The sequence below is a fragment of the Bradyrhizobium sp. 149 genome, from assembly GCF_023073915.1.
Lineage (GTDB): Bacteria > Pseudomonadota > Alphaproteobacteria > Rhizobiales > Xanthobacteraceae > Bradyrhizobium.
In genome coordinates this window covers 59,476-71,526 of record NZ_JADPKK010000005.1, presented here as the reverse complement: position 1 = coordinate 71,526, position 12,051 = coordinate 59,476, and the positions used below count along the sequence as shown (strand labels likewise).

Genomic DNA, 12,051 nt, shown 5'->3' with positions numbered 1-12,051 from the left:
GAATTCGTGACATGAGAGCGCTGACACCATGACCGCTGCTGTCGAGATCTACACCAGGCCGGGCTGCGGCTATTGTTCCGCGGCCAGGTCGCTGCTGACCCGCAAGAAAGCGAGCTTCACGGAGTTCGATATCGCCAAGAACCCGTCCTGGCGCCAGGAGATGTACGATCGCGCCGGCGAAGGCTCGACCTTCCCGCAGATCTGGATCGGCGGAACCCATGTCGGGGGCTGCGACGAGCTCTACGCGCTCGATCGCGAAGGCAAGCTCGACGGCATGCTCGGCGACGTGAAGGCGGAGTCATGAGCGAGGTCAGGACTTTCACGGCGGCCATGGTGCAGATGCGCACCGGGCTGATGCCCGAGCCCAGCCTTGAACAGGCCACCAAACTGATCCGGCAGGCTGCGGCCAACGGCGCCGACTACGTCCAGACGCCCGAAGTCAGCAATATGATGCAGCTTAACCGCAAGGCGCTGTTCGAGCACCTTCAGAGCCAGGACGACGACAACTCGCTGAGGGCATACCGCGCGCTCGCGGCGGAACTGAAGATCCACATCCACGTCGGGTCGCTGGCGCTGCGCTTTTCGGATGAAAAAGCGGTCAACCGCTCCTTCCTGATCGGGCCCGAGGGCAATGTGCTCGCGAGCTACGACAAGATCCACATGTTCGACATCGAGCTGCCGGACGGCGAGAGCTATCGCGAATCCGCCAATTACCAGCCGGGCGAGACGGCCGTCATCTCCGACCTGCCCTGGGGCCGCGTCGGGCTGACGATCTGTTATGATTTGCGCTTCCCTGCGCTCTACCGCGCGCTGGCCGAAAGCGGCGCGTACTTCATCACGGTGCCCTCGGCCTTCACCCGCAAGACCGGTGAAGCGCATTGGCATGTGCTGCTTCGTGCGCGCGCGATCGAGACCGGGTGCTTCATCTTCGCCGCCGCGCAGGCCGGCCTGCACGAAAACAAGCGCGAGACCTATGGCCATTCGCTGATCATCGATCCCTGGGGCGAGATCCTCGCCGAGGGCGATGTCGAGCCCGGCATCATCATGGCAAAAATCGACCCGGCCAAGGTCGAGATCGCGCGCCGCGCAATCCCCTCGCTGCAGCACGGCCGCCGCTTCGGCGTCGCCGATCCCAAGGCCGGGCCGGACCATCTGCACCTGGTGCGGGGATCGGCATGATCCGGTACGCACTCCACTGCGACCGCAACCACGACTTCGAGAGTTGGTTTCAGAGCTCGTCGGCCTACGATTCGCAGGTGAAGCGCAAGCTCGTGACCTGTCCGATCTGCGGCTCGGCCAAGGTCAACAAGGCGATCATGGCGCCGCGCATCGTCGGCAAGAAGGGCCGCGGACGCGCTACGCCGCCGCCAGAACCTGTGGCTGCGACCACGCCCGAGGCCGCGCCGTCCGGACCGACCTCGCTGATGATGGCGCAGGAGCGCGAGCTGCGTGCCAAGCTCAAGGAGCTGCGCGATCACATCGTCAAGAATGCCGACAATGTCGGCGAGCGCTTTGCGAACGAAGCTCGCGCGATGCATTACGGCGACAAGGAGCACCGCCCGATCTACGGCGAGGCCTCCCCCGATGAAGCAAAGTCGCTGATCGACGAGGGTATCGAGGTGTCGCCGCTGCCGACGCTGCCGGAAGACCGGAACTGACGCGGCGTCAGACTCCCACCAGCGCCGCCACGCCGATCACAATCAGCACGATGCCGAAAATCTCGCGCGGCGCGATCGGCTGCTTGAACGAGTAGTACGCCACACCTTGCGCGAACAGCACCTCGATCAAAGCGAGCGTACGGACATTGGCGGCGGCCGTCAGCGCGAAGGCGAGAAACCAGAACTGCGAGGCGAAGGCGCCCGTGAAGCCGGCGAGCAGCGATGGCTTCCACAAGCCGAGGATCGCCTGAAGCACCTTCGGCGCGCGCCAGAGCAGATAGACCGTCAGGATCAGCGTCTGCACGAACAGGCCGAGCACCAGCGTGACCGATGCTGCCGTCACGAAGGAGACATCAGGCACATTGATAATGGCACCGCGGAAGCCGACCGCTGACAATGCGAACGCTGCCGCGGCAACGAGACCCGTGATCGTCGGTTTCAGCTCTGCAAAGCCCTTCTCGCCGCCGGGCCGCAGCGCGGTGATGACGACTCCGACGGTCGCGATCACGATGGCCAGCACCTTCAGCCAGGTCAGGTGATCGCCGAGGAAGACGAAGCCGAAGATCGCGGTCTGGATCGCCTCGGTTTTCAAATAGGCCGTCGTCACCACGAAGGAGCGGTCGTTCATCGCCAGCAGCATCAGCCCCGTCGCGACGATCTGGCTAAGGGCGCCAAGCAGCAGCCACGGCCAGAACACGGTCGGCGGCATGCCGAGATGATCGCCGGTCGCGACCAGCACGGCTGCCAGGAAAACAAGGGAGAACGGGAAGCCGAACAGGAAGCGAATATTGGTTGCGCCCCAGGTCCCCAGCGGCTTCGTCAGCGACCGCTGCATCGCATTGCGCACGACCTGGCCGAGCGCGGCGATGACGGTGAAGGGAATCCAGAGGCTGGCGATGGTGAACATGGGGGAATGGGTGGGAGGGCCAAATGATTGCGGCCAACGTGCCGCCAGCACTCAAGCAGGTCAATCACGCCCACGTCATAGGAGCGATGCTTCGCAAGAAACACCGCCTTCGCCGGGACGACGCCTTCAGTGTTTTGCTGCGGCCTGCCTTTTACAAACGAGCCAGCGGCTACAAGCAGTTCACACCATGGCTTCCGCCACCACCATGTAGTTCACGTCCATGTCTGACGAGAGACCCCATCTGTCGGCGAAGGGGCTGTAGACGACGCCGGTCTGCTCGGTGATGACCAGACGGTTGTCGAGCAGGTATTTCGTCAGCTCGTCGGGGGTGACGAACTTATTCCATTCGTGGGTGCCGCGGGGCAGCCAGCGCAGGACGTATTCGGCGCCGACGATGGCGAGCGCAAAGCTCTTCCAGTTCCTGTTTAGCGTCGAAACCACCATCAACCCGTTCGGCTTCAGCATCGCCGCGCAGCGCTTCAGGAAAACGCCGACATCGACGACGTGCTCGACCACCTCCATCGCCAGCACGATGTCGAAGCGCTCGCGCGGGTCGATCTCTTCTACCGTGGTGCAGCGATAGTCGATCGACAGATGCGCCTTGTCGGCATGCAGCTTCGCGGCCGCGATGTTGCTGACGGACGGATCGACGCCGATGACTTGCGCACCCAGGCGGGACAGCGGTTCGCAGAGCAGGCCGGCGCCGCAGCCGATGTCGAGCACGCGCAGACCGCCGAGGCAGTTGAGGCTGCGCGCGTTACGCTCGAACTTGCGGCAAGCGGCGTCGCGGATGTAGCCGAGCCGCAACGGGTTGATCCGGTGCAGCGGCGCCATCTTGCCGTTGGGATCCCACCACTCGGCCGAGAGCTTTGAGAATTTTGCGATCTCGGCGGCGTCGACTGTCGAGCCCGGATGCGGGCTTGCGCTAGCGGAAATATCTTGCTGCATGCTCATGGTTACGTGCGGTCCTACCGCGTGGTGATCGAACTGCGGAAGGCGAGCGGCGAGGCGATGGTCCGGATGGTTTCGCGACCTTCCCCCACGCCGTTGATGGTCACGTCGCCATAGTTGAGAATACGTCCGAGAATGGTCTGATTCACATCGACGCTCTCGACCTTGTCCAGCGCCATCTCGAAGGTGCGGCGCTTGATGAAGCCGGTCTTGTGCACGACCCGCAAATTGGTGACGTCGGTCTCGGTGGTAAAGCGATGGAACCAGCCCTTCACGGTCCAGAACAGGGCCGCGAGAGCCACCAGCCCCGAGGCGATAAGACATAGAATCACGAGCCCATCGACCGCGGTCTGCCGTGACAGGACGAACAGGACCAGGGCCACGATCCAGGCCACGATGGCCGGAAAATAGAAGATCCAGTGCGCATTGGTCGAATACAGCACCCGTTCGCCCGGTTGCAGGATCTCGTCGATATAGCGCGCCATAACCTCGATTAACCCATTGCCGGATTGGCCAGCGCAGGAACCCGCTTGCCCCCGGCCTCGCCCCTCTGTATACGCGCGGTCGGTATCGCAGGCACCCGTCCAGCGCGGGTCACCATACTTATCCTTATGAGGGAATGCACGCGTCGTCATGAGCCGCCTCGTGATGAAATTCGGCGGCACATCCGTCGCCAACATCGAACGTATCCGCAACGTCGCACGCCATGTGAAGCGTGAGGTCGACGCCGGCCATGAAGTGGCGGTGGTCGTCTCGGCGATGTCCGGTAAAACCAACGAGCTGGTGGCCTGGTGCACCGAGGCCTCGCCCATGCACGACGCGCGCGAATACGACGCCGTGGTCGCCTCCGGCGAACAGGTGACGTCCGGCCTCCTCGCCATCGTGCTTCAGGGCATGGGCATCCAGGCCCGTTCCTGGCAGGGCTGGCAGATCCCGATCAAGACCAGCGACGCCCATGCCTCGGCCCGGATCGAGGGCATCGACGGCAGCGAGATCATCAAGCGCTTCAGGGAGCGCAAGGAGGTCGCCGTTATCGCCGGCTTCCAGGGCATCAATCCGGAGACCAGCCGCATCACCACGCTCGGCCGCGGCGGCTCCGATACCTCGGCCGTGGCGATCGCCGCCGCCGTCAAGGCGGACCGTTGCGACATCTACACCGACGTCGACGGCGTCTACACCACCGATCCGCGAATCGTGCCGAAGGCGCGCCGGCTCGACAAGATCGCGTTCGAAGACATGCTGGAACTGGCCTCCCAGGGCGCCAAGGTGCTCCAGGTCCGCTCGGTGGAACTTGGCATGGTCCACAACATGCCGATTTTCGTCCGCTCGAGCTTCGACAAGCCCGAGGATATCGACCCGCATGCCAACCAGCCGCCCGGCACGCTGATCTGCAGCGAGGAGGAGATCATGGAAAGCCACGTCGTCACCGGCATCGCCTTTTCGAAGGACGAGGCCCAGATCTCGGTACGCCAGATCGAGGACAAGCCCGGCGTGGCCGCGTCGATCTTCGGCCCGCTCGCGGATGCCAACATCAACGTCGACATGATCGTGCAGAACGTCTCGGAGGACGGCAAGACCACCGACCTCACCTTCACGGTCCCGGCCGCCGACTACACAAGGGCCAAGGAGACGATCACCGCAGCCAAGGGCCAGATCAACTATGCCCGGCTCGACACCGCTACCGACGTCGCCAAGATCTCGGTGATCGGCAGCGGCATGCGCAGCCATGCCGGCGTTGCCGCCCAGGCGTTCTCGGCCCTCGCCGGACGGAATATCAACATCCGGGCCATTACAACCTCCGAGATCAAATTCTCGGTCTTGATCGATACCGCCTATACCGAGCTTGCGGTGCGCACCCTGCACACGCTCTACGGTCTCGATCAGGCTTAGGCTATTTTTCTCTTAGCGGTCGCAGCAAACGCGAAGGTGTCCATACTTTCGCGTTTGGCAGGCGTTTTGCTTGGCAAAACAAGCCCCAATTCGCTATACGGCGAAGAGGGTGGGCTGCCAGAAACTGTGCCCCAGTTAAGGCGGTGCTGATTCGGCTCAGGCAGTCCGCCGGGGCCGGCGCCGGACGAGCAAACTTATTGTTTTTCTGGATTTCTGGGCGAGCCGCCGCGGGCCCTTTCGGCCCCGGCAGACGGAGGAGATTGACGGTTCATGCGGAGCGCGTCGGGAGGTCCCCGCGTCTTGTTGAGACGGCTCCGCGAAACCATGGCGGAGCAGGTCTCGGCCCAGGAGCGGCTGGACAAGATCGTGGTGCTGATCGCCGCCAACATGGTGGCCGAGGTGTGCTCGGTCTATGTGCTGCGCATCGACAACACGCTCGAGCTCTATGCCACCGAAGGTCTCAACCGCGAGGCGGTGCACCACACCGTGCTCAGCGCCCATGAGGGCCTCGTCGGTCTGGTCGCCAGCGAGGCAACGCCTCTCAATTTGAGCGATGCGCAGAGCCATCCGGCCTTCTCGTTCCGCCCGGAGACCGGCGAAGAAATCTACCACTCCTTTCTCGGCGTGCCGATCCTGCGCGCCGGCAACACGCTCGGCGTGCTGGTGGTGCAGAACCGCGCCAAGCGCAACTATGTCGAGGAGGAGCTCGAGGCGCTTCAGACCACCGCGATGGTGCTGGCGGAGCTGATCGCCTCCGGCGAGCTGTCTGCGCTGGCCCAGCCCGGCCATGAGCCCGCGGCCCGCCATTCGGCGCAGAAGGTCGGCGCCATCCTGTCGGAAGGCATCGCGCTCGGCCACGTCGTGCTGCACGAACCGCGCGTCGTCATCAAGGACTACATTGCCGAGGACCTGCCCAAGGAGATCAAGCGGCTCGACACCGCGCTCGCCAAGCTGCGCGCCGATCTCGACCGCATGCTGGAGCGCGGCGACGTCGCCGAGGGCGGCGAGCATCGCGAGGTGCTGGAAGCCTACCGCATGTTCGCCAACGACCAGGGCTGGTCGCACAAGCTGCACGAGGCGGTCGCCACCGGCCTCACGGCGGAAGCCGCCGTCGAGCGCGTGCAATCCGACACCCGCGCGCGCATGCTGCGCTCGACCGATCCCTATTTGCGCGACCGGCTGCATGATCTCGAGGATCTCGGCTATCGCCTGATGCGGCAGCTCGTCGGTCAGGATCACGCGCCCTCGCGCGAGCAATTGCCCGACAACGCCATCGTCATCGCGCGCGCGATGGGCCCGGCGGCGCTGCTCGACTACGACCGCAAGCGCCTGCGCGGCATCGTGCTGGAGGAAGGCACCGCCAATTCCCACGTCTCGATCGTGGCGCGTGCGCTCGGGATTCCCGCAGTCGGCGAAGTGCCGAACGCACCTGGTATCGCCGATCCCGGCGACGCCATCATCGTCGACGGCACTTCCGGCTCGATCTATGTCCGGCCGTCGCAGGAGGTCGAGGCCGCCTTCGCCGAGCGCGTGCGCTTCCGCGCCCGCCGCCAGGCGCAATATCTGGCGCTGCGCGATCTGCCCTGCGTCACCAAGGACGGCCAGAAGGTCGAGCTGATGATCAACGCCGGGTTGGCGATCGACCTGCCGCATATCGAAGACACCGGCAGCGCCGGCATCGGCCTGTTCCGTACCGAGTTGCAATTCATGGTCGGCCAGAGCCTGCCGCGCACCAGCGACCAGCTCGCGCTCTATCGCACGGTGCTGGATGCCGCCGGCACCAAGCCCGTCACCTTCCGCACCCTCGACATCGGCGGCGACAAGGCGCTGCCTTATATGGAAGCGGTGATCGAGGAGAATCCCGCCCTCGGATGGCGCGCGATCCGGCTCGGGCTCGACCGTCCCGGCCTGCTGCGCGGCCAGATCCGCGCGCTCTTGCGCGCCGGCGGCGGCCGCGCGCTGCGCATCATGTTCCCGATGATCTCGGAGGTGGGTGAATTCGATGCGGCAAAGGCGCTGGTCGAGCGCGAGCTGACCTATCTGCGCCAGCACGGCCACACGCTGCCGGAGCGGATCGACATCGGCACCATGGTCGAGGTGCCGGCGCTGCTTTATCAACTCGACGAGCTCCTGAAGAAGGTGGACTTCATCTCGGTCGGCTCCAACGATCTGTTCCAGTTCCTGTTCGCGGTCGACCGCGGCAACGCAAAAGTCTCCGAGCGCTTCGACACCATGTCGGCACCGATCCTGCGCGCGCTTCGCGACATTGCGCGCAAGTCGCATGCCGCGAAGAAATCGCTGTCGCTCTGCGGCGAGATGGCGTCGAAGCCGATCGGCGCACTGGCCCTGATCGCGATGGGCTATCGCTCGCTGTCGCTCTCGGCAACCGCGCTCGGCCCGGTCAAGGCGATGGTGATCGATCTCGACGCGAAGAAGGCCGAAGCGATGCTCGGCCCGTTGCTGGACGCACCGGCCGGCAGCGTCTCGATCCGGCAGAAGCTGACGGAATTTGCCGAGGCCGAAGGTCTGGCGTTGTAGCGGGCCTGCCGCCCCTTCCTGCCGCTTCGCCCTTTTCCGCATTTTGAGACTGAACCGATGTCGTCACTCCCCGAAGCCAAACTGGACGTCCTGCTCGCGCATCACGCCTCGCTCGAGGCCGAATCGCTCGGTCAGCTCGCCTCCGAACGCTATGTGCAGATCACGCGCGAACTCGCCGAGCTCACGCCACTGATCGAAGCGGTCAAGGCCTATCGTTCGGCCGTCAAGGAGCTCGCCGATACCGAGGCACTGATCGCCGATCCCGCGAGCGATGCGGAGATGCGCGGCATGGCCGAAGCCGAGCGCGACGCGCTGACGCCAAGGATCGAGGAACTGGTCCAGAAGATCCGCCTCGCGCTGCTGCCGAAAGATGCCATGGACGACCGCAACGTGGTGCTGGAAATCCGCGCCGGCACCGGCGGCGACGAGGCTTCGCTGTTCGCCGGAGATTTATTCCGGATGTACGAGCGTTTCGCGAGCTTGCAGGGCTGGAAGGTCGAGGTGATCTCGGCGAGCGAAGGCACTGTCGGCGGCTACAAGGAGATCATCGCGGAGGTGCAGGGCCGCGGCGCGTTCTCGAAGCTGAAGTTCGAGTCCGGCGTGCACCGGGTGCAGCGTGTGCCCGACACCGAGACGCAGGGGCGCATTCACACATCCGCCGCCACCGTCGCCGTGATGCCCGAAGTCGAGGAGGTCGACGTGGATATCAGGAACGATGATTTGCGTATCGAGACCATGCGCGCCGGAGGCGCCGGCGGCCAGCACGTCAACAAGACCGAATCGGCGATCCGCATCACCCACATCCCGACCGGCATCGTGGTGATGATGCAGGACAGCCGCTCGCAGCACAAGAATCGTGCTTCCGCCATGAACATCCTGCGCTCGCGCATCTACGACGCCGAGCAGCAACGCCTCGACGCGGCGCGCTCGGCCGAGCGCAAGGAGAAGGTCGGCTCCGGCGACCGCAGCGAGCGCATCCGCACTTATAATTTCCCGCAAGGGCGCGTGACCGACCACCGCATCAATTTGACGCTCTACAAGCTGCCGCAGGTGATCGCGGGCGAAGCTCTCGGCGAGCTGATCGACGCACTAACGACCGAGCACCAGGCCGCGCAGCTCGCAGCCCAGGGCGCGGCGGCGTGACCGGCGCGTGAGCAATCCCTTCACCGGACTATCCATCGAGAGCGCGCGGCGCGCGCTGGCGGCGCAACTGAGATCGGCGCAGCTCGACGACGCCGAGCTCGACGCGCGTATCCTGCTTGGCGCGGCACTCGGTCTCGATCTCACGGGCCTCGTTGCACAGGCCGCCCGCCTTCTCACGGAAGCCGAGGCGTCGCGGCTCGCGCGGTATGCCCGGCGCCGCATCGCCGGCGAGCCGGTCGCCCGCATTCTCGGCACGCGTGAATTCTGGGGCCTGCCGTTTCGTCTGTCGGAAGCGACGCTGGTGCCGCGTCCCGATACCGAAACGGTGATTGAGCTCGCACTCGAAATCCTTCGCGAATGGAAACCATCTCATCCCCCCCGCATCGCGGATATCGGCACCGGATCGGGCGCCATCCTGCTCGCGCTGTTGCACGAAATTCCCGGCGCCTTCGGCGTCGGCACCGATCTCAGTCTGACCGCGCTCAAGACCGCCAGAGACAACGCCGCAGCTCTGGGCCTTGCCGACCGCGCCAGCTTCGTTGCCTGCTCCTACGCAGCGGCGCTCCGCGGCCCGTTCGACCTCATCGTGTCGAACCCGCCCTACATCCCGTCAGCCGAGATTCCGAAACTGAGCATCGAGGTGCGCGAGCACGATCCGCATCTGGCGCTCGACGGCGGCAATGACGGTTACGACGCCTATCGCGCCCTGATCCCGCAGGCGGCTGAACGTCTGTCCCCGGGCGGAGCGCTGATCGTCGAGGCCGGACAGGGCCAGGCCCGGAATATTGAAACCTTGATGACGGCCGCCGCGTTGGTGGTGGACAGGCCGCCCAAGGCCGATCTGGCCGGCATCCCGCGGGCAGTTTCGGCCCGAAAAATGCCTCCATAAAAGCCGGATTGGGCTGCAAAAAACCTCTTGGAATATCCCTTGGGAACGACTACCTTCTGATCAACACATCGGTGCCGGCCCCGTAGACCTACGGGCGAAAGCCGGGCTCTCGGGCGAGAGCTTACTGATAAAGGTTCCAAGCCGCAGGTCCTGTTGAGCGCGATAGCCATTGAGCTGCGCTGCTTACCGACCGCAACGTGAACGAAAGCCTGATATTGCGCTTGAAGACTTACGCAACAAAGCTGGGCTTGTTTCGGCAGGCGATATGAATGGGTTCGCTGGCGATGGATGCCGGCGGGTGGGGAACGCGTCTTTTGTTGAACGCGACGGTCGACGAACATCGGCAGGGATCAATCCGCTCTTGCGTGCGGTGCGCGCAAGCGATGTGAACCGCTGTCATCAAGTCACTCTCAGCAATCAGTAATGCGTGCAACCTTTAGGGCTGGAATTAAAGGCAGGACATGAGAAACGGTCAGAACAAGCAGCGGATGCGCAACCGCAACAATAATAATAACAATAACAACAATAATAACCGGCGCGGCCAGAACCCGATGACCCGCGTCTACGAGTCCAACGGACCCGACATCAAGATCCGCGGCACGGCTTCGCATATCGCTGAAAAGTATCTCCAGCTCGCGCGTGACGCGCGCTCCTCCGGAGATCCGGTTGCGGCCGAGAACTACTACCAGCACGCCGAGCATTATTTTCGCCTGATCGCGACGGCTCAGGAACAGTTCCGGCAGAACCAGCAGCCGCGCGGCGACGAGCCGATCGGCAACAGCAGCGGTGACGACAGCGAGGACGACGGCGAGAATTTCTCGAATTTCGGCCAGGAGCCGGGTTTTGTCCCACAGCCGCCGCCGCCCTTCGCGCGCGACCGCGATGGCCAGCGCGATCATCAGCCGCGCGACAACCAGCACTATCAGCGCGATAACCAGCAGCCGCGCGAGCACCGCGAGCGCGACCACCGTCCGCAGCCGCAGTATCAACCGCAGCCCCAGCCGCTACCGCTGAACCAGCCGCAGCCCGTCGTCGCCGACGCGGTCAGCGTCGATCGTCTACCCTCCTTCATCACCGGCCCGCAGCCGCAGGTGAGCGGTGGCGCGCCCGGCCAGGCAGGCTTCGAGGGCGGTGGTGGCGGCGAACGCTTCCCGCGGCGGCGCCGCCGGCCGAATGGTCCGCGCCCCGAGCGCGAAGCCGCCCCGGCCGGCTCGAGCGACGAAGTGGCCCCCGGCGAGTAAACCCTTTCGCCAGACACCTGCGCCAAATACCTAACCTGAATTGAATCGTCCCGGCTTGGCCGGGACGATTTGTTTTTAGCTGCGCGTCACCGTTGTCGAGGACGGCACCAGCACCGGCTTCGCCAGTGAGGGAATTAGCCGCGCCCGCTCGCGCTTGGCGGGGATCGCGCGGTAGACCTGCTTGGTCGCCTCGACGATGTGCACGCCGGCGAAGGGCAGCGACAGCGCCGCGCCGGCGCGCTCCCACATCTGTGCGGATTTCAGCACCCAGCCGCCGGCATAGGGCGGCATGAACAGCGCCTCGCCCCAGGTGGTCGGGGTGAACCAGGTCTGGCGCAACAGGTCGGTGATCTGCGAGCGCGAATAGGGCCGGCCGTGACCGAACGGCGTGCTGTCGGTGCGGGTCCACACCCCGCGCCGGTTCGGGATGACCGCGATCATGCGGCCGGACGGCGACAGCACGCGCCACACCTCGCGCAGCAGCGCGGCTGGATCGTCCGACATTTCCAGTGCGTGGACCAGCAGGATGCGGTCGACCGCGGCGTCGGGAAGCGGCAGCGAGAATTCATCCACCAGCGAGGCGAGCGCCGGCCGTCCCGTCGGCCATTTCAAGACGCCCTGCGCCGACGGCATGAAGGCGATGCAGCGCTCCGCATCCTCGCGGAACAACCCGAGATAGGGCGTGGGATAGCCGAAGCCGAGCACGCGCTGGCCCTCGACACGCGGCCAGCGCTCCCGGATGCCACGATTGATCATTTGCCGTGCCACAATCCCGAGGCGACGGGAGTAGAACTCGCGGAGGTCGACGACATCAATGGTCATGACGGCAATGTA

12 protein-coding genes are annotated in these 12,051 nt (G+C 64.8%); 8 read left to right on the top strand and 4 right to left on the bottom strand.

What is annotated here, in order from left to right; genetic code table 11:
* The first annotated feature begins 28 nt into the window (after positions 1–28).
* From grxC to IVA88_RS01550, 3 genes are read left to right on the top strand one after another with little or no spacing between them, the layout of a single operon-like run.
* Positions 29–304: a glutaredoxin 3 gene (gene grxC, locus IVA88_RS01560; RefSeq protein WP_247495552.1), complete on the top strand. Its 276-nt coding sequence runs from the start codon at positions 29–31 to the stop codon at positions 302–304.
* Positions 301–1,179 (top strand): carbon-nitrogen hydrolase family protein, encoded by an 879-nt coding sequence (locus tag IVA88_RS01555; protein WP_247495551.1) that lies wholly within the window; start codon positions 301–303, stop codon positions 1,177–1,179. The genes grxC and IVA88_RS01555 overlap by 4 nt, the downstream gene beginning before the upstream one ends.
* Entirely contained in the window at positions 1,176–1,658 is a 483-nt protein-coding gene (locus tag IVA88_RS01550) for a DUF1178 family protein (RefSeq protein WP_247495550.1), read from the top strand. Before IVA88_RS01555 ends, IVA88_RS01550 begins: the two co-directional genes overlap by 4 nt.
* Positions 1,659–1,665: 7 nt before the next feature.
* On the opposite strand, the gene IVA88_RS01545 is transcribed toward IVA88_RS01550, so the two are convergent.
* The 3 genes from IVA88_RS01545 to IVA88_RS01535 all read right to left on the bottom strand — a co-directional run bounded on the left by IVA88_RS01545 (position 1,666) and on the right by IVA88_RS01535 (position 4,001).
* Positions 1,666–2,565, bottom strand: a complete 900-nt coding sequence (locus IVA88_RS01545; RefSeq protein ID WP_247495549.1) for an EamA family transporter — start codon at positions 2,563–2,565, stop codon at positions 1,666–1,668.
* 180 nt (positions 2,566–2,745) lie between these two features.
* Complete coding sequence (gene ubiG / locus IVA88_RS01540) at positions 2,746–3,519, bottom strand: bifunctional 2-polyprenyl-6-hydroxyphenol methylase/3-demethylubiquinol 3-O-methyltransferase UbiG (RefSeq protein WP_247495548.1); 774 nt, start codon at positions 3,517–3,519, stop codon at positions 2,746–2,748.
* Positions 3,520–3,533: 14 nt separating this feature from the next.
* The gene (locus IVA88_RS01535) at positions 3,534–4,001 is read right to left on the bottom strand and encodes a PH domain-containing protein (protein WP_247495547.1); all 468 of its coding nucleotides are present in this window, start codon (positions 3,999–4,001) and stop codon (positions 3,534–3,536) included.
* Between the two features lie 148 nt (positions 4,002–4,149).
* Between IVA88_RS01535 and IVA88_RS01530 the strand changes: the two genes are divergently transcribed.
* From IVA88_RS01530 to IVA88_RS01510, 5 genes are all read left to right on the top strand, one after another.
* Positions 4,150–5,406: an aspartate kinase gene (locus IVA88_RS01530; RefSeq protein WP_247495546.1), complete on the top strand. Its 1,257-nt coding sequence runs from the start codon at positions 4,150–4,152 to the stop codon at positions 5,404–5,406.
* 270 nt (positions 5,407–5,676) lie between these two features.
* Complete coding sequence (gene ptsP, locus IVA88_RS01525; protein WP_247495545.1) at positions 5,677–7,944, top strand: phosphoenolpyruvate--protein phosphotransferase; 2,268 nt, start codon at positions 5,677–5,679, stop codon at positions 7,942–7,944.
* 57 nt (positions 7,945–8,001) lie between these two features.
* The gene (gene prfA, locus IVA88_RS01520; protein WP_247495544.1) at positions 8,002–9,087 is read left to right on the top strand and encodes a peptide chain release factor 1; all 1,086 of its coding nucleotides are present in this window, start codon (positions 8,002–8,004) and stop codon (positions 9,085–9,087) included.
* A 7-nt stretch (positions 9,088–9,094) separates the two neighbouring features.
* Positions 9,095–9,976: a peptide chain release factor N(5)-glutamine methyltransferase gene (gene prmC, locus IVA88_RS01515; RefSeq protein ID WP_247495543.1), complete on the top strand. Its 882-nt coding sequence runs from the start codon at positions 9,095–9,097 to the stop codon at positions 9,974–9,976.
* Positions 9,977–10,437: 461 nt separating this feature from the next.
* A complete protein-coding gene (locus IVA88_RS01510; RefSeq protein ID WP_247495542.1) occupies positions 10,438–11,217 on the top strand; it encodes a DUF4167 domain-containing protein in 780 nt (259 codons plus the stop codon).
* Positions 11,218–11,292: 75 nt separating this feature from the next.
* On the opposite strand, the gene IVA88_RS01505 is transcribed toward IVA88_RS01510, so the two are convergent.
* Positions 11,293–12,039 carry a methyltransferase domain-containing protein gene (locus tag IVA88_RS01505; RefSeq protein WP_247495541.1) on the bottom strand — a complete coding sequence of 249 codons (747 nt, stop codon included), beginning with the start codon at positions 12,037–12,039 and terminating at the stop codon, positions 11,293–11,295.
* Positions 12,040–12,051 lie beyond the last annotated feature (12 nt).

What these genes read in the sequence shown, in the direction of transcription:
- grxC (WP_247495552.1), top strand. Translation starts at nt 29, where the DNA reads ATGACCGCTGCTGTCGAGATCTACACCAGGCCGGGCTGCGGCTATTGT.
- IVA88_RS01555 (WP_247495551.1), top strand. Translation starts at nt 301, where the DNA reads ATGAGCGAGGTCAGGACTTTCACGGCGGCCATGGTGCAGATGCGCACC.
- IVA88_RS01550 (WP_247495550.1), top strand. Translation starts at nt 1,176, where the DNA reads ATGATCCGGTACGCACTCCACTGCGACCGCAACCACGACTTCGAGAGT.
- IVA88_RS01545 (WP_247495549.1), bottom strand. Translation starts at nt 2,565, where the DNA reads ATGTTCACCATCGCCAGCCTCTGGATTCCCTTCACCGTCATCGCCGCG.
- ubiG (WP_247495548.1), bottom strand. Translation starts at nt 3,519, where the DNA reads ATGAGCATGCAGCAAGATATTTCCGCTAGCGCAAGCCCGCATCCGGGC.
- IVA88_RS01535 (WP_247495547.1), bottom strand. Translation starts at nt 4,001, where the DNA reads ATGGCGCGCTATATCGACGAGATCCTGCAACCGGGCGAACGGGTGCTG.
- IVA88_RS01530 (WP_247495546.1), top strand. Translation starts at nt 4,150, where the DNA reads ATGAGCCGCCTCGTGATGAAATTCGGCGGCACATCCGTCGCCAACATC.
- ptsP (WP_247495545.1), top strand. Translation starts at nt 5,677, where the DNA reads ATGCGGAGCGCGTCGGGAGGTCCCCGCGTCTTGTTGAGACGGCTCCGC.
- prfA (WP_247495544.1), top strand. Translation starts at nt 8,002, where the DNA reads ATGTCGTCACTCCCCGAAGCCAAACTGGACGTCCTGCTCGCGCATCAC.
- IVA88_RS01510 (WP_247495542.1), top strand. Translation starts at nt 10,438, where the DNA reads ATGAGAAACGGTCAGAACAAGCAGCGGATGCGCAACCGCAACAATAAT.
- IVA88_RS01505 (WP_247495541.1), bottom strand. Translation starts at nt 12,039, where the DNA reads ATGACCATTGATGTCGTCGACCTCCGCGAGTTCTACTCCCGTCGCCTC.